The 16,852-nt window shown below is 45.5% G+C and carries 14 protein-coding genes; 11 read left to right on the forward strand and 3 right to left on the reverse strand.

The features are described 5' to 3' along the window. Positions 1-42: 42 nt before the first annotated feature. The 11 genes from K339_RS0115050 to dxs all read left to right on the forward strand — a co-directional run bounded on the left by K339_RS0115050 (position 43) and on the right by dxs (position 13,221). A complete protein-coding gene (locus K339_RS0115050; RefSeq protein WP_028524334.1) occupies positions 43-813 on the forward strand; it encodes an exodeoxyribonuclease III in 771 nt (256 codons plus the stop codon). Between the two features lie 134 nt (positions 814-947). Further along, a complete protein-coding gene (locus K339_RS0115060; protein WP_028524335.1) occupies positions 948-2,663 on the forward strand; it encodes a tetratricopeptide repeat protein in 1,716 nt (571 codons plus the stop codon). Between the two features lie 10 nt (positions 2,664-2,673). Next, positions 2,674-3,528 (forward strand): lipoprotein insertase outer membrane protein LolB1, encoded by an 855-nt coding sequence (gene lolB1 / locus K339_RS0115065; protein WP_037300398.1) that lies wholly within the window; start codon positions 2,674-2,676, stop codon positions 3,526-3,528. A gap of 15 nt (positions 3,529-3,543) precedes the next feature. Then, positions 3,544-4,935, forward strand: coding sequence for a murein hydrolase activator EnvC family protein (locus K339_RS0115070; RefSeq protein WP_064750970.1), 1,392 nt, complete (start codon positions 3,544-3,546; stop codon positions 4,933-4,935). A 32-nt stretch (positions 4,936-4,967) separates the two neighbouring features. Further along, positions 4,968-5,792 (forward strand): 3-methyl-2-oxobutanoate hydroxymethyltransferase, encoded by an 825-nt coding sequence (gene panB / locus K339_RS0115075; protein ID WP_028524338.1) that lies wholly within the window; start codon positions 4,968-4,970, stop codon positions 5,790-5,792. A gap of 54 nt (positions 5,793-5,846) precedes the next feature. Continuing rightward, positions 5,847-6,575 (forward strand): RluA family pseudouridine synthase, encoded by a 729-nt coding sequence (locus tag K339_RS0115080; protein WP_028524339.1) that lies wholly within the window; start codon positions 5,847-5,849, stop codon positions 6,573-6,575. 72 nt (positions 6,576-6,647) lie between these two features. After that, positions 6,648-6,953 carry a DUF6787 family protein gene (locus tag K339_RS37725; protein ID WP_037300400.1) on the forward strand — a complete coding sequence of 102 codons (306 nt, stop codon included), beginning with the start codon at positions 6,648-6,650 and terminating at the stop codon, positions 6,951-6,953. A gap of 463 nt (positions 6,954-7,416) precedes the next feature. Then, complete coding sequence (gene mutL, locus K339_RS0115100) at positions 7,417-9,339, forward strand: DNA mismatch repair endonuclease MutL (protein ID WP_028524341.1); 1,923 nt, start codon at positions 7,417-7,419, stop codon at positions 9,337-9,339. Between the two features lie 12 nt (positions 9,340-9,351). Continuing rightward, positions 9,352-10,131, forward strand: coding sequence for a rhomboid family intramembrane serine protease (locus K339_RS0115105; protein WP_028524342.1), 780 nt, complete (start codon positions 9,352-9,354; stop codon positions 10,129-10,131). A gap of 102 nt (positions 10,132-10,233) precedes the next feature. After that, on the forward strand, positions 10,234-11,151 hold the full coding sequence (locus K339_RS0115110; RefSeq protein WP_028524343.1) for a rhomboid family intramembrane serine protease: 918 nt from the start codon (positions 10,234-10,236) through the stop codon (positions 11,149-11,151). A 135-nt stretch (positions 11,152-11,286) separates the two neighbouring features. Further along, positions 11,287-13,221 carry a 1-deoxy-D-xylulose-5-phosphate synthase gene (dxs, locus tag K339_RS0115115; protein ID WP_028524344.1) on the forward strand — a complete coding sequence of 645 codons (1,935 nt, stop codon included), beginning with the start codon at positions 11,287-11,289 and terminating at the stop codon, positions 13,219-13,221. A 124-nt stretch (positions 13,222-13,345) separates the two neighbouring features. On the opposite strand, the gene K339_RS0115120 is transcribed toward dxs, so the two are convergent. The 3 genes from K339_RS0115120 to K339_RS0115130 form a co-directional block, all read right to left on the reverse strand. Continuing rightward, positions 13,346-14,611, reverse strand: a complete 1,266-nt coding sequence (locus K339_RS0115120) for a dienelactone hydrolase family protein (RefSeq protein WP_028524345.1) — start codon at positions 14,609-14,611, stop codon at positions 13,346-13,348. Between the two features lie 19 nt (positions 14,612-14,630). Continuing rightward, positions 14,631-15,362 carry a glucosamine-6-phosphate deaminase gene (locus K339_RS0115125; RefSeq protein ID WP_028524346.1) on the reverse strand — a complete coding sequence of 244 codons (732 nt, stop codon included), beginning with the start codon at positions 15,360-15,362 and terminating at the stop codon, positions 14,631-14,633. 69 nt (positions 15,363-15,431) lie between these two features. Continuing rightward, positions 15,432-16,820 carry a Gfo/Idh/MocA family protein gene (locus tag K339_RS0115130; RefSeq protein WP_028524347.1) on the reverse strand — a complete coding sequence of 463 codons (1,389 nt, stop codon included), beginning with the start codon at positions 16,818-16,820 and terminating at the stop codon, positions 15,432-15,434. Between the last annotated feature and the right edge of the window lie 32 nt (positions 16,821-16,852).

The following is a 16,852-nucleotide window of genomic DNA, read 5'->3' on the forward strand; positions in this document are numbered from 1 at the left end:
GGGGTGCGCTCTTTATATTTGCGACCAATTTTTATCCCTCCTATGCAAATTCTTACCTACAACGTCAATGGCATTCGCGCTGCCATGCGCAATGGCCTTACCGAATGGCTCGCCGACAAACCTTTTGACATTCTTTGTTTTCAAGAAGTAAAAGCTACCCTCGACCAAGTGAGTTTGCTTGAGTTCGAAACCCTTGGTTATCAGCTGGTAGGCTGGAATGCCGCCCAAAAAAAAGGCTATAGTGGAGTGGCTATTTTTGCCAAAACTCCCGCCGATCGCTGCGTACATGGCTGCGGAATGGAATTGTACGATTACGAAGGGCGCGTCGTTCGGGCTGATTTTGGCGGTTTGACCGTCGTTAATGCTTATTTTCCGTCAGGAACAAGCGGCGATGAGCGACAAGATGTCAAAATGCGTTTTTTAGAGGATTTTTACGAGTGGATTCATGCGCTTCGTCAGACAGGTCAGCACCTAGTCATTGTGGGGGATTACAACATTGCCCACCAAGAAATCGACATTCACGACCCCGTTCGCAACAAAAACACTACAGGATTTTTGCCCGAAGAGCGCGCTTGGATGACCAAATGGTTTGAAAGTGGTTTTACGGATGCCTTCCGTCATGCCAACCCCGACTTGGTAGAATACAGTTGGTGGAGTTATCGGGCAGGAGCAAGGGGCAACAACAAAGGGTGGCGCATTGATTATCAGTCAATTAGTAGCGACCTCAAAGACAAAGTCATAGCTTGTCGCCAATTGGCCGATGCAGTACACTCCGACCATTGCCCTGTCTGGCTTGAAATCGCTTACCCCTAAAACACGTATTTTGGGGTAGGTTTTTCATAAATTTTGGTAAAACGGCTAAATTCTTCCAATTTTGCTTCGTTTATCTCGTTTTTTATGATAGATTGAGCCTTAAACAGCACCAGCCAACGAGATTCTCTTAATCAATGAAAAATCCATCCCTTCTCTGGGTAGTCCTTTTTTTGAGTCAATTTGTGATGGCTCAAAAAAATAAACCTGTCGGAGAAACCGACGCCCAAAAATCGCAAAGATATGAGTTAGAATCTTTGCTTGCCGACGGCATGAAATACGCTACGATGGAGGAATACCAGCGGGCTGATAGCGTGCTTCGGACTGCTCTCAAAATGAGTCCTAATATCCCTGCTATTAACTACGAGTTGGCGCGTGTTCTTCTCAAACGTGAACGCTTGGACGAAGCCGCTATTTATGCCCAAAAAGCAACCCAACTTTCTCCAGATAATACGTTTTATATCATACAGTTAGCCGAAATTTACAGTCAACAACGCAAATACAGCAAGGCTGCCGAACTGTACAAAGACATTATCCGAAAAGATACCGAAAATGCCGAGTACGGACTTGAGCTTGCAGCGGTGTATATTTTGGATGAAAAGTACGAAGAAGCCCTCAAAGCGTACGACGAAGTGGAAAAATCGCTGGGTATCGATGAAGACCTTATTCACCAAAAGCAACGGATTTATCTCAAACTAGATAAGCCCAACAAAGCCATCGACGAAGCCAATAAACTCATCAATGCCGAGCCGACTGAAGCACAATATGTGGTGGAATTGGCGCAGTTGCTTATCATGGGCAAACGCCCCAAAGAGGCACAAGAACAACTCGAAAAAGCCCTCAAAATTAACCCCGACCAAGGCGATGCTCGCATAATGCTGGCGGAGCTTTTTAGACAAAATGGTGATAACAAGGCCGCCGACCAGCAAATGGGGCAAATGTTTAATAACCCCAATGCTGACATTGATACCAAAATGCAGGCGTTGGTGGGACTGCTGCGGGAAGCCAAAGACGAGGCTACACGCCAAGAAGTGCTCAATCGCGCCGCAGAAATCGTCAAAGCGCACCCCAAAGACATGCGGGCTTACGTAGTGTATGCCGACCTCCTCGCCAAAGCTGACCGCAAAGCAGAAGCGCGTAATGCTTACATGAAAGCCGCCCGTATCAACCCATCAATGTATGAAGTGTGGGGAGCTGTATTGCAACTTGATAGTGATTTGAATCAACTGGATAGCCTCATTGCCCATTCGGAACAAGCCATTGAAACGTTTCCGAACCAAGGGCTTTTTTGGTATTCCAACGGCTCGGCACATCTTGTGAAAAAACACTACCAGCAGGCTGTGGATGCCCTCGAAGAAGCGCAAAAATTAACGAGTGAAAACAAAGACTTGCAAGGCGCTATTTTGGCCCAACTTGGAGATGCCTACCACGGACTTAGCGAGTACGCCAAATCGGATGATTCGTACGAAGCAGCCCTTAAAATTGACCCTAAAAACGACCACGTACTTAATAATTACAGCTATTTCTTATCGCTTCGTAAAGATAAGCTCGGGCGCGCCAAAGAAATGGCCGCAAGCGTAGTGGAGCGTCATCCCACCAATGCTACTTACTTAGATACCTATGCTTGGGTACTCTACGTGATGAAAGATTACAAAAACGCCCGTACTTATCTCGAAAAAGCCATTGAAAGCAACAACAAGGTAAGCGGTACCATTGTAGAGCATTATGGGGACGTATTGTACCAACTCGGGGAAAAAGAAAAGGCCGTGGAGCAATGGAAAAAGGCCAAAAGTATGGGAGAAAACAGCCAACAAATAGATAAAAAAATTGCAACAGGACAGTTGATAGAATAAAAACAAAGGAATGAAGCTCAATTGGTTGTTTTTTGTGGGAATTACGCTCTTTGCAGGCTTGTCGTCGTGCCATCGCCAACGACAAAAAAGCCAGCAAAGTGTCCCCACCGACAGCATTGCTGTCGTAAAAGTAGATACCATCGTTCAACCTAAAAAGGATACTGCAATTGCCGTTAAGCCAGTCGTTGAACATGAAGACATTAAAGTCAGCATCGAAAATGTTGATTTTCGTTATTTGAGTGCCAAATCGAAAATCTCGTTTAAGAGCAAAGACCAAGAAATTGACGATGCCAGCGTGACCATGCGGATGCGTAAAGACAGTTTGCTTTGGTTGCAGGTTTCTAAAGGTCCCATTGAAGTTGTACGGGGTATCATTACTAGAGACTCCATCAAAATTGTGGACCGTTACAACAAAAAGGTGTATTTGTATGACTTTGCAGGACTGAGTCAGCAGTTTAATTTTCAGCTAAGTTTTGACCTCATTCAGTCGATTTTAGTGGGAAATATGCCCATTCCGAAAAAACCAGGCCAGCGCTTCAAAAAAGAAAAAGACTATTTTATGCTTCGCCAAGACGAAGGTAAAATTTCCCTTGAAAATTACATTGGTGAGCAAAATCGCCGCTTGAAAAAGCTGTTGGTGACTGAGCAGCCCACCAAAAACTCACTGACGCTCGACTACGAAGATTTTACCCAGCTCAACAATTACTTATTTCCTTACACCAGCTTGATTGAGTTGGATTACGAGTCAAAAAAAGACCAACAACGCTACCAAACGGTGTTTCGAATCAAGCACCAAAAAGTTGAGTTGAGCGAAAAACCCTTGAGCTTTCCGTTCAGTATTCCTGCCAAATACGAACGAAACTAACACTAAAATTACTGTATGAATGCCATTTATCGAATACGCTTTATTTCTTTTTTGATTGTTGGGTTACTCACAGCAAGTCTTCAGGGATTTGCCCAAAAAAGCCGCCAACAACTAGAGAAAGAAAAACGCGAAAACCTTGAACGCTTGCAAGAACTTCAGGGAGTATTGAAAAAAACAACGGAACAAAAACGTGCTAGTTTGGGGCAGCTCAAGGCCATCAAGCAGCAAATCAACGCCCAAAATCGCAAGGTAGAACTCATCAACGAAGACCTCAAATTGATGGACAATGAGTTGAGCGAGTTGCAAAAAGCAAAATTGGAACTTGATAAAGACCTCTCAAAACTTCGCGAAGAGTATGCAAAGATGATTTATAACGCCGCCAAACGCAACAATAGCCTCAGTGAGCTTAGTTTCTTGTTTTCGGCACCTACTTTTAATCAGTTTTTGATTCGTTACAAATACTTAAAACAATACACTGACGAGCGGGAAAAGCAGGTCAGTGAAATGAAAAAAGTGCAATCGTTGATGATTTCTAAATCAACGAGTATTTCTAACAAAAAGAAAGACCAAGAAAACGCCCTCCAATCCAAGATTGCTGAAGGTAAAAATTTGGAACAACTCAAAGGAGAGCAAGATAAAGTTGTAAAAGAATTGAGCGGTCGTGAAAAAGAAATTATCGCCGAAGTATCGGAAGTTCGGAAAGCCAACAAACAACTTGAAAATGCTTTAACCCGCATCATTCAACGCGAAATCGAAGAACGCCGCGAGCGAGCTCGTGCTGCTGCTCGCGAACGAGCAAACCGCGAAAAAGCTGAACGCGTTGAGCGCGAACGGGCTGAAAGAGAAGCCGCTCGCAATAAACCTACTGAAAAACCCCGCGAAAACAACGAGGTAGCCAAAGCCGAAGCAGAAAGCAAACCCGAGCCGAAAAAAGAAAGAGAGGTTGAAGAAGTGAACGAAAGCGGGATGAATGAAGCAGAAGTAAAACTGGCTTCCTCTTTTGCCGCCAATCGAGGCCGCTTGCCGTGGCCCGTGCCTGGGTTTATTTCTGATGGTTTTGGGACCAAAGAAGTAATGAAAAATGTCAACCAAGAAAACCACGGAATCGATATTCAAACCAAAGCAGGTGAGACAGTTAAATCCGTATTTGATGGGGTTGTTTTAGGAATTGAGAACCAATATTTGATGAAAAACGTGGTGCTTGTTCAGCACGGCGACTTTTACACCGTTTATGCAAAGCTCAAGAGCGTCAACGTTCAACCTGGACAACGTTTAAAAGCGCGTGACGTTATTGGGGTGGTCGCCACGGACGGCGAAGGAATTTCAGAAGTTAACTTTCAGATTTGGAAATTAAATAACAACAAAGCCAATCGCCTCAACCCCGAACCGTGGCTTCGTCCTCGTTAGTAGTACTCCCAAAAATCGTATAATAATTTGCTATGTCAACACAGTTATCTTCTGTCGAAGTAAAACGAATAACGACCCACATCATTCAGGAAATGAAGCACCGGGGCGAGAAAATATCGGCCCTTACTGCGTACGATTATTCGATGGCTCGCATCGTTGATGCTGCTGGTATTGACATTATTTTGGTGGGCGACTCAGCCTCCAATGTCATCGCAGGTCACGAAACTACCCTGCCGATTACCCTCGACCAAATGATTTACCACGCCCAAGCCGTAGTCAGGGCCGTAAAACGCGCCTTTGTGGTCGTCGATTTGCCTTTTGGCTCCTACCAAGGAAATTCCCGTGCCGCGCTTGATTCTGCCATTCGCATTATGAAAGAGTCGGGTGCCCATGCTGTCAAGGTTGAAGGAGGCATCGAAATCAAAGATTCTATTACACGTATCCTCAGTGCGGGTGTGCCTGTGATGGGGCATTTGGGACTTACGCCGCAGTCTATTTATAAATTTGGTACCTACACGGTAAGGGCAAAAGAAGAAGCTGAAGCCGAAAAGCTTTTGCAAGATGCCCAAATGCTTGACGAAATTGGGTGTTTTGGCATGGTGTTGGAAAAAATCCCCGCGTCGCTGACCCAAAAAGTGTCGAAAAGCGTGAGTATCCCGACCATCGGGATTGGAGCAGGGCCTCATGCCGACGGCCAAATCCTTGTTTTGCACGATTTGCTAGGGATTACAAAGGAGTTTAAACCACGCTTTTTACGCCGTTACGCCGATTTGCACGGTATCATGACCGACGCCGTTCAGAACTACGTGAAGGACGTCAAATCCAACGATTTCCCCAACGAAAAGGAATCGTATTGAAACTATCCCCCGTTCGTATCCGTTACCGTTAATTAACACAAACGCTTTATCTCAATGGCCAAGCCATTTCATGTCATATACGAAGACAACCACCTCATTGTTGTCAACAAAGCTCCAGGTATTCTTGTCCAAGGCGACGCCACGGGCGATATACCTCTATTGGAATTAGTAAAAGACTACATCAAGGAAAAGTACGAAAAACCTGGTGAAGTATTTTTAGGAACAGTTCATCGCCTCGACCGCCCCGTGAGCGGGCTAGTTGTTTTTGCACGCACTTCCAAAGGGCTTGAGCGCATGAACGAAATTTTCCGCAAGCGCGAAGTTCAAAAAACTTATTGGGCTGTAGTGCGTCGTCGCCCTCCCAAAAACCAAGATAAATTGACCAATTGGTTGGTGAAAGACGAAGCCAAGAATTTTGTTACAGCCCACGACATGCCCGTACCCAACGCGCAAAAAGCCGAGCTTCATTACCGTGTGTTGGGCGAAATCAATAAGCACTTTTTGTTGGAAGTAACACCCATCACAGGCCGACCGCACCAAATCAGGGTACAATTAGCTGCAATTGGATGTCCGATTCGTGGAGATTTGAAATACGGCTATGCCCGCGCTAACAACGACGGCAGCATCAACCTACACGCCCGTCGGTTGTTTTTTGTTCATCCCGTCAAAAAGGAATCAATTCTTTGCCGAGCCGCTCTACCCAATGATCCATTCTGGGAAGAGTTTTTATCACTTGATTCTGAGGAAATTGGCCTTGAGCATCTACCGTTTTTGTACGAGTAGCCTCCCTGGGTATTTTTTCCAAAAAACCAAAAACAAGTCACAACCCTCCATCACCCAATACGTGGGCGTTCAATGAATTGGATAGAAAAACTAAAGAAACGGTGGAACGTAAAAAGTGGATGGCAAGTGTTGATCATCCTGCTTGTATTTGCATGTACTGGCTTTACGGTCATGTACACCAAGCGTTGGATGGTCAAATGGCTAGGGATTGAAGCAACATGGGCGGTCTGGTGCTTCAATATTTTTGTTATTCTGCCTTTATACCAAATTATCTTATTGATATACGGTTGGGTATTCGGTCAGTATCTATTTTTTTTACAATTCGAGAAGAAGATGTTCCAAAGAATTGGAAGCTTATTTTCTCAAAAAAAGTCATAAATCGGACGTTTCAACTTTATCAGTGGTCGATACATCAGTCCACATTTGATGGGCCATCTGTTCAACTGTGTTGACTACTCCTTGGATAGCTCCAAACACAATGCACAAAGGCAAGATAACTGGCAGAAAAATAAGCCATTGAAAAACTAAGTGTAGGTTAGGCTTTTTCATTTCGAAGGGTTATTAATGTTTAACAACTGTTTAACGTAGAGGTCATTAGGCGTCTATTTAAGCCCTCTCACAAACAGCGTGCCAAACTTTTTTTACGGGGTATTTTTTTGTTAAAGTACGGTCAGTTCACAGGTTGCTATCTATGCAAAGTTCAAATATTTGTTTTTTTAATGATAAAAACCAGTTTTTTTTTGATTTGTTTTTAGGATATATTTTTTTTCAACAAAACAGCATCTGGTAAACGTTTTTCCTGTGTTATTTTGTTATCTGTTCTTGAAAGTCAACGCTCGATATGCAAGATATAATTCGCCTGCTTCCTGATGCCATCGCCAACCAAATTGCTGCGGGAGAGGTAGTTCAACGGCCTGCTTCTGTGGTAAAAGAATTGTTGGAAAATGCCATCGATGCACAGGCTAAAAATATACAAGTGATCATTCGTGATGCGGGCCGCACGCTCATTCAAATCATCGACGACGGTGTTGGCATGTCTGAAACCGACGCCCGCATGAGTTTTGAACGACATGCAACCTCCAAAATTCGCACTGCCGACGACCTGTTCCGTATTCGGACGATGGGGTTTCGCGGAGAAGCGTTGGCGTCTATTGCAGCAGTGGCTCAAGTTGAAATGCGTACACGCCGTGCTGCCGACGAAGTAGGCGTACTGCTTCGTATTGAGGGGTCTGATTTAAAGTCTCAGGAATCGGTGGCGTGTTTGCCAGGAACGAATATTTTGGTAAAAAACCTATTTTTCAACGTACCTGCTCGTCGCAACTTTCTCAAAACCAATTCGGTAGAAATGCGTCATATCTTGGACGAGTTTCAGCGCGTTTCCCTTGCTCACCCCGAAGTAAGCTTGTCGCTCTACCACAACGATACCGAGATTTATAACTTATATTCGGGTAAAATTAGCCGCCGTATCGTGGATATGTTTGGGAAAAACTACCGCGAGAATATCATTAATTGCCAGGAGGAAACCCCTTTTGTGACCGTAAAAGGATACATTGGAAAACCTGAGTTTGCCCGCAAAACTCGGGGCGAGCAGTTCTTTTTTGTCAATGACCGCTACGTCAAACATAATTATTTGCACCACGCGGTGTTATCGGCTTATGAGGGTACCATCAACGAGGGGAGTCACCCTTTTTATGTACTTCACCTCGACCTCGACCCGTCGCACATTGACATCAACATTCACCCAACCAAAACCGAAATAAAATTTGACGATGAGCGCTCGGTCTATGCCTTGTTGATGGCCGCCGTCCGAAAAGCAATCAGCGTCAACCACCTTTCTCATTCAATTGATTTTGACTCAAACGTCAATTTCTTGAGTCCGTTGCCATCGCGTTCTACTCCCACCAAGCCGCTGTCTATGCCCTCTTCCCAAGAGAGTAATCCAAGCTTAGGTAGTGATAACAGTGGTAGTTCTTTCGCTTCTTCTTACTCACCTCCGAGCAAAACTCCGAGGGAAGAGTCAAACCTAGCCAATTGGGATAAATTGTTTGAGGGGTTTCAGAAATCAGACCCCACGCCTGTTCAGGCTACGCTCGATTTGGGAGAAGAAGACGAATTTATCCCAACGACTCCGTCTGCGCCAAGCCCAACGCTGGGCAGCCGCGCCAACGACGTCCAAATCAAAGAAGACGAAGAACTCCAAAATCGTCGTTTGGCCGTTCAAATTCAGAATCGCTACATTGTGTCATCGGTCAAATCGGGCATGATGCTTATCGACCAGCGCGCGGCTTACGAGCGGGTACTTTACGACCGCTATTTGAAACAACTAGAATCGCAAACCGCCGTTTCGCAACAACTTTTGTTTCCGATTACGGTTCGGTTACCGTTGGCCGACGTGCCACTTGTCCTCGAAATGCGTGACGAAATTTTGGCACTTGGGTTCGATTTTGATTCCTTAGGCCCCGATACGCTTGTGGTGAGAAGTATGCCAACTGATTTTCCTGCCGAAGATGCACAAAAGATTTTTGAAGAACTGACCGAACAACTCCGCCAAAGCTATGCCGACCTTCAACTTAACCGAGCCGAAACAACCGCTCGAAGTTTGGCCAAACGCTTTGCATCGCGGCATTTGGTTCGCCTTTCTTCCGATGAAATGGAACGACTTATCAACCAACTTTTTGTCTCATCTAATCCTAATTATACCCCAACTGGCGAACCGATTTTCTCCATTTTGGCGTTAGATAAAGTAGCTAATTTATTAAAATAAGCCCAGAAAGCCATGTTTAACATCACCCCTACCGTTAGAAATTTACTTATTCTAAACGTACTCATTTATTTTTTACAAAGTCTTAATCCCCTCATTGAGAATTTGTTTGCGCTTTACCCCGTCACTGGGCCTAGTTTTAAGCCGCACCAATTTGTCACGTACATGTTTTTGCACGGAAACGTGGGGCACTTGTTTAGTAACATGCTTGGGTTGTTTTTCTTTGGCCCTTTGCTCGAACAACACGTTCTTGGCCCCAAACGCTTTGTGATGTTTTACTTTATTACGGGTATCGGCGCAGGTTTTCTTTATTCAGCGATTAATTTTTATGAGATGTATGAGTTAAAACAAGCGGTGGATTTGTACAGCCAATATCCTTCCCCCGAAGCATTCTTGGATTTTTTGACTCGTTTTGCACCCAATGTGAAGCACTCAGCCCTTGATTTTCTCAATAGTTTTGAAGACCAGCCTAAGAATATTTCGTATATCAACGACAGTATTGCTTTTGTAAAAAGTACCATTGACAACCGAAGCAATATCCCAATGCTAGGAGCATCGGGTGCTATCTTTGGTATCATTGCCGCTTTTGGACTCATTTTCCCAAACATGGAAATGATGTTATTGTTTTTCCCTATTCCTATTAAAGCCAAATATTTCGTTACTTTTTACGCCTTGTACGAACTTTATGCAGGAATTAACATCCAAGATTCGGGCGTTGCTCACTTTGCCCACCTCGGAGGCATGATTTTTGCGTATATACTATTGAAAATCTGGAAAATTAGACGCATGTATTAATTTGGCTTTTTGTATCTTTTTCTCTAATTTTCAGTCACAAACCAAAACTTGTTTGGCAATAAACGGGTTATTTTGTAACACCTATTTGAACAAAAGAGAGCGATGAGCAGCATTTTTGATGATGTTAGAGGCGAATTTTCAAAGACGAACAACGCGGTCATCAAGCTTATTTTGACCAATGTCATCGTCTTTGTGGCGATTATCATTTTGTACATCGTTTTCACGATTGCTCAATACCCCCATTATTACCAGTGGGTAATGGATCAGCTTAGTTTACCCGCGAGCTTCGGCGCTTTTTTATACAAGCCTTGGACACTTTTGACCAATTTTTTTGTTCATCAAGGGCCTTTTCATGTTTTCTTTAACATGCTATCGCTCTACTGGTTTGGGCAAGTATTGGAAGAATACCTCGGTAGCCGACGTTTGATTGCGATTTTTTTACTGGGCGGTTTGGCAGGCGGTGTACTGTTTTTGACCATGTACAACCTAGTGCCCTATTTCCAACCTGAACTTGCCAACACCAGTTTAATTGGGGCTTCGGGCGCGGTATTCGCCGTGATTTTAGGAGCAGCCACGTTACTACCCGAACACACCTTTTTTGTGTTTCTCATTGGTCCCGTTCGTCTCAAATACATTGCAGCCCTGTGTATTATCATCACGATGGCACAGTTGGTAGGCCCCAATGCAGGCGGGAATTTGGCCCACTTAGCGGGAGCGATGGTTGGGTTTGGGTTTATTAAATCTCTCCAAAATGGGTACGATTGGGGAAAACCTATCTACAGTATGGGAGAATTTTTTCAGAAAATTTTTACCTCAAAACCACGTATCCAAGTGCCTCAGCGAGCGCGTGCCACCACCTCCACTACTGCTCGTCATTTTAGTCAAAAAAGTGAGAATACTTCGGTAATAATCCCTAATCAGGACGAAATTGACGCGATTTTGGATAAAATTTCAAAATCTGGTTACGAAAGCCTCACCCGAGAAGAGAAGCAAAAACTCTACAAAGCAAGCCAACAATAAGCCATTATCAATGTTGCTTTACCACCAATGCACCGCACAAAGTGTGGGTAGCGATTGGCATTTTTCATAACTTTGCAAAACACTTTTATCAGCAAGCAAGTTATATTTCTACGTTTAGTTTCAAGCCGTTAAACGATGCTCATAACTCCCGGTAAATTACTTTCGCAAATCAACACGCCCGATGACTTGCGGAAATTTGACTCAGCAGACCTCCCCCAAGTTTCTCAAGAACTTCGGCAGTACATCATTGATTTAGTTTCGGTGTATGGAGGACATTTTGGCGCGAGTCTGGGTGTAGTAGAACTGACTGTTGCGCTACACTATGTGTTTAACACACCTACCGACCAGCTTATATGGGACGTAGGTCACCAAGCCTATGGTCACAAAATCTTGACGGGGCGTCGGGATGTATTTCATACAAATCGACTCTACGGTGGGATTTCTGGATTTCCTAAACGTAAAGAAAGTCCGTACGATGCCTTTGGCGTTGGACACTCTTCTACGTCTATCTCTGGGGCATTGGGTATGGCGGTGGGGGCTCAACTAAAAGGGCTCAAAAACCAGCATTCGATTGCGGTAATCGGCGACGGTGCCATGACGGGCGGTATGGCGTTTGAAGCAATGAACCACGCAGGGTCATTGGCAAATACCAATATGCTGATTATCCTCAACGACAATTGCATGAGTATCGACCCCAACGTAGGGGCATTGAAAGAATATTTGACCGACATCACTACTTCTCACACCTACAACCGTGTTAAAGAAGAAGTGTGGAATTTGTTGGGAAAAATGAGTCAATTTGGGAAAAGTGCCCGCGAGGTTGTATCAAGGGTAGAAGATGGACTCAAGGCAACGTTGTTGCGCCAAAGTAACCTATTTGAATCGCTTAATCTGCGCTATTTTGGCCCCATCGACGGGCACGATGTTGACCATCTTGTTCATGTTCTCAACGATCTTAAAGACATTCCAGGCCCCAAACTGTTGCACTGCGTCACGGTCAAAGGAAAAGGTTTTGCGCCAGCTGAAAAAGACCAAACCAAATGGCATGCTCCTGGAAAGTTTGATAAAATAACGGGCGAAATTTTCAAGAAGATCCCCGATACGCCTCAACCACCCAGATACCAAGAGGTATTTGGTCATACATTGGTAGAATTGGCCGAACAAAATCCCAAAGTAGTAGGTGTAACACCTGCCATGCCTTCGGGTTCGTCGATGAATCTGTTGATGAAAGCCATGCCTGAACGTGCCTTCGACGTAGGCATTGCCGAACAGCATGCTGTTACGTTCTCGGCGGGAATGGCTACGCAAGGGTCGGTAGTTTTCTGCAACATTTACAGTACGTTTATGCAGCGTGCCTACGACCAAGTGGTGCATGACGTGTGTATCCAAGAGCTTCCAGTAGTGTTTTGCCTCGACCGTGCAGGTTTTGCGGGAGCCGATGGCCCTACGCACCACGGTGCGTACGATATTGCTTACATGCGTTGTATTCCTAACATGATTGTGGCCTCGCCAATGAATGAGCAAGAGCTTCGCAACATGATGTACACCGCACAGCTCGACGAAACTCAAAACGGCAAACAAGCTTTTACGATTCGTTACCCTCGTGGCGAAGGCATGATGCCGCAGTGGCGCACCCCGTTTGAAAAGTTGGAGATTGGCAAAGGAAGAAAAGTAAAAGACGGGGAAGATGTGGCGATTCTGACCATTGGTCACATCGGAAATTACGCCGTTAAAAGTTGCCAACTCCTCGAAAACGCGGGCATCAGTGCTGCTCACTACGACTTGCGCTTTGTGAAACCGCTGGATGAAGAGCTGTTGCACGAGGTGTTCCAGAAATTCGACAAAGTGATTACCGTTGAAGATGGTTGCTTACAAGGTGGAATGGGAAGTGCCGTATTGGAGTTTATGGCCGACCACGGCTACACGGCTAAACTCAAGCGTTTGGGTATTCCTGACCGAATTGTGGAGCACGGCGAACAAATAGAGCTTCATCGTGAATGCGGTTTTGACCCTGAGGGCATTGCCAAAACTGCAAAAGAAATGGTGATAAATACCGTTGTTTATTCGTAAGTCAGACGATAGTCAGACTTAAAAAATCATGAGCCGTCGGACTATCGTCTGACGGCTTTTTCATAACCTCTCAGGCGGTGTTCAAACGGCCTCAAGCGGTGAGGGTCTGACTGTTGTCTGACCCTTACTTTAACCATTTATCAAACCAAGCAAACGCTTCTTCCTGCATTTTTTTGTCAAACTTATGTGGCCCAGGATAAAATGAGCATTTGTAACGCTCGGCGTTCCCCGCTTTTGTGTACACATCTTTTACTATCGAATCGGCACGTTTCATTTCCGAAAGGGTGTACAAATCGTCGTCAATGTCGTTGAGCACCATCGTGGGCAGCGGTGCTCGTAAGCTCAATATTTCTGGAAAATCTAGCTCATTGGGTAACATAGGCACGTAGGTCATCCACGTGTGGGTAAACGACTTATGAAGTACCAAGTCTTTCCACGTAGTCATAAACCCGACACAGACAGCGCATTGGATGCGTTCGTCTAAGCCCCCCATAAATACCGTGCGCATTCCACCGCCCGATAAGCCCGCACAGCCCACACGCTTGGCGTCGACGTCTTTACGCGCACAGAGAATATCCAACGCTTTTTTGTCTTCGGCATAAAATACCCCCGCCCAAGTAGTGCCCGCACTTAAAAGCGACTTAGACATCACGTGCTCGTGTTCGCCTGCCCACTCGTTGTACTTGCGGATATTCTCCGAATTTTCGGGGTCGTTGTCATTCAACCCCCGACGAAGATGCGCGGGGACGTCTTGCATCCATACGCGTCGGCTGGCAAATGGAAACGCATCCGATACCAACACCACGTAGCCGCGCTTGGCGATTTCATTGGCCCAAGCCATTCCTTCGTAGTATTCCTGCTGGTGTTCTTTCATCAACGGATGCTGTTCATCAGAAGTTTTGGTAATCTTTCGCGTACCAAAATACTTGTTTCCACCGTGGTCGTGAAAGGCCAAAATAGCAGGAAGTGGAGTCGTTGCCTTGGCAGGTTTTAGCAAAATACCTTCCGTGGGTCGGCCATACGGCAGTTGCCAAGTCAATTCCTCGATGTGAAGCCCATCGTATTCATACTGCTTTTTAACCGTCACTTTGGGCATTCCGCCAATGTCAGGAACGCCCATGCGTTCGAGTAAACGCTGTTTGGCCGTTTTACGCCATTGGTCAAGGTCATTCCACTCTTTTCGTCGAAATGAAAGAGACGGAAGTTTGCTCTCAATGAGCGATACCGCCCAAGGCCCGTACAGTCCGATGAGGTTCTCCGTATTTTCGTTGGAATTCATGAGGGTTAATGGGGAAAAAATATCGTTTACAAACGGATTGAGCACGTCCAGTCCCGCCATCCCAATGCTTGCTACACTGCTCTTTTTAAGAAACTTACGACGGTTTGGCATGGGTGTTTGGCGGTTATTTTTAAGATAAGAACTTACTTGATGCTTTGTCCAAATACATACCACAATTGGGGTGGTTTTGTAAAATACTAGCGGGGAAAAGTGGGCTTACGTCGCCTTTCAAGCAGTTTTTTACGGCTTCGGCTTTACGCTCATCGGGTACCGAACAAATCAGGGCCGCCGATTTCATAATTTGACGAATCGACATGCTAATCGCCTGTTTGGGTACGTCATCTAACGTAGCAAACCAGCCTTCCCCCAATTGCTGACGTCGGCAAGCTTCGTCGAGATTCACAACGATGTAGGGGCTTTCGGTATCAAAATCAGCAGGAGGGTCGTTGAACGCCAAGTGTCCATTTTCTCCAATCCCTACCAAAGCGACGTCAATCGGGTGTTGTAAAATAAGTTGTCCCAATCGTTCACACTCTTTTTCGGGTTGCGTTTCGCCGTTGATAAGATGGCTTACTTTCATTGTTACTTTCGTCAATACTCTTTCTTTCAAATACTTACGAAAACTAGCGGGATGTGATTCTGACAAAGCAATGTATTCGTCTAAGTGAAACATGGTCACTTTGCTCCAGTCAATATCGGGTTCGTTGAGCAATTGCGTCAGGGTTTCAAACTGACTGGTACCCGTCGCTAAAATTACGTTTGCTTCGTCCCGTTCGGCGAGGGCTTTACGGATATATTCAGCAGCGGCAGCACCTGCTACTTGGCCAAGTTCTTGGGGGTTTTCGGAAATGTGAATAATCATTGTGTTTTGTATTGGATTGAACAGACTTTCCAAGTTTTTACCTTCGGAGAAATCAAACTTGGAAAGTTTTTATTTGGGTTTAACGGTTGTATTGCCTCCTTGGGCAAGGGAAATATCAACGGGGCGGTTGTTTTTCCACGCACCTGCCGTAAAATCAGGAATATCAATAGAATTAGAACGATTGGCAACCGACTTTTCACTCAACGGCCCAACCACACTCCACGAAGCTGCGTCATAGACGTCTTGGTCTAACGGAAGGCCGTTGCGTAGGCAGTCAATCAAGCGCCAGTCCATCAAAAAGTCCATGCCGCCGTGCCCGCCTACTTGCTTGGCTAATTCTCCGATTTTTTTGACAAGTGCGGGTTGGTATTTTTCCTCCAACGTCTTCATTTCTTGTTCAGAAATCCAGTCGTGACCCGTCGAAATTTTGCCTGGCAACGGGTACTTGAGTGCCGTCGCTTTGGTACCACTGACCAAATGGATGCGCGAGTAAGGTCGCGGTGAACTCACATCGTGCTGCAACATAATCGTTTTACCTTTGTTAGTCCGAATGGTGGTCGTATTCATGTTCCCACGAAACGTTTTATTGACCAACGGCTGGAACGTCGCGTCGGTTTTAGCCAGTTCTTTCACCTTGGCTTCGAGCATAAAATCATTGCTCGACATCGACACCAAGTAATCCATTTTATCGCCGCGATTGATGTCCAGCACTTGGCAAATTGGCCCCAAACCGTGGGTAGGGTATAGGTTTCCGTTGCGCGTATTTTCCTTGAGCCGCCACATATCGTAGCGTTTCCCTTTGTCAAAAAAGGAGTCAAAAATATCGTGAATGTACGCGCCTTCGACGTGCACCACTTCCCCAAAAAAGCCTTGACGCGCCATGTTGAGCGTGAGCAATTCAAAGAAATCGTAGCAACAGTTTTCGAGCATCATACAATGCTTCCGCGTTCGTTCGGAGGTTTCGACCAGCTTCCAGCATTCATCCACTGTCGTTGCGGCGGGGATTTCTACCGCTACGTGTTTCCCTTGTTCCATGGCATACAGCGCCATGGGTGCGTGAAGATTCCACGGGGTGCATATATAAATTAGGTCAAGGTCGGGGCGTTCGCAGAGTTTTTTCCAATCGTCGGCTTTGCCTGCATATACTTCGGGCGTGTGCTTGGTGCCTGCCAGTTTTTTCTTAGCCAAATCGGTGCGCTCAGGCCGAATATCCGACAGCGCTTTGATTTCGACGTTATCAATATACACAATTCGGTCGAGCGCGCCCATGCCACGGTTTCCCAAGCCAATGTACCCAATTCGTACGGTATTGATTTTTGGGGCTCCATACCCGCACATATTGAAGGTTTGGGTGGGAGGAAACTGGAGTGGTGGAGGTTCGGCAGCGGTGGCTTCTTGGGGCAATGTACTCCCAGTAACGCCGAGCCCGACGAGTTTGATGAAGTCTCTTTTTTTCATGAGTGGCATTGGTTAACGGTCGTAGTATCAAG

It is taken from the genome of Runella limosa DSM 17973, from assembly GCF_000482465.1.
In the GTDB taxonomy this organism is placed as follows: Bacteria; Bacteroidota; Bacteroidia; order Cytophagales; family Spirosomataceae; genus Runella; species Runella limosa.

Coding starts and splice junctions, on each gene's coding strand:
- lolB1 (WP_037300398.1), top strand. CDS start 2,674: ATGAAGCTCAATTGGTTGTTTTTTGTGGGAATTACGCTCTTTGCAGGC.
- K339_RS0115060 (WP_028524335.1), top strand. CDS start 948: ATGAAAAATCCATCCCTTCTCTGGGTAGTCCTTTTTTTGAGTCAATTT.
- K339_RS0115130 (WP_028524347.1), bottom strand. CDS start 16,820: ATGAAAAAAAGAGACTTCATCAAACTCGTCGGGCTCGGCGTTACTGGG.
- K339_RS0115080 (WP_028524339.1), top strand. CDS start 5,847: ATGGCCAAGCCATTTCATGTCATATACGAAGACAACCACCTCATTGTT.
- K339_RS0115050 (WP_028524334.1), top strand. CDS start 43: ATGCAAATTCTTACCTACAACGTCAATGGCATTCGCGCTGCCATGCGC.
- K339_RS0115105 (WP_028524342.1), top strand. CDS start 9,352: ATGTTTAACATCACCCCTACCGTTAGAAATTTACTTATTCTAAACGTA.
- dxs (WP_028524344.1), top strand. CDS start 11,287: ATGCTCATAACTCCCGGTAAATTACTTTCGCAAATCAACACGCCCGAT.
- mutL (WP_028524341.1), top strand. CDS start 7,417: ATGCAAGATATAATTCGCCTGCTTCCTGATGCCATCGCCAACCAAATT.
- K339_RS0115110 (WP_028524343.1), top strand. CDS start 10,234: ATGAGCAGCATTTTTGATGATGTTAGAGGCGAATTTTCAAAGACGAAC.
- panB (WP_028524338.1), top strand. CDS start 4,968: ATGTCAACACAGTTATCTTCTGTCGAAGTAAAACGAATAACGACCCAC.
- K339_RS37725 (WP_037300400.1), top strand. CDS start 6,648: ATGAATTGGATAGAAAAACTAAAGAAACGGTGGAACGTAAAAAGTGGA.
- K339_RS0115125 (WP_028524346.1), bottom strand. CDS start 15,362: ATGATTATTCACATTTCCGAAAACCCCCAAGAACTTGGCCAAGTAGCA.
- K339_RS0115070 (WP_064750970.1), top strand. CDS start 3,544: ATGAATGCCATTTATCGAATACGCTTTATTTCTTTTTTGATTGTTGGG.
- K339_RS0115120 (WP_028524345.1), bottom strand. CDS start 14,611: ATGCCAAACCGTCGTAAGTTTCTTAAAAAGAGCAGTGTAGCAAGCATT.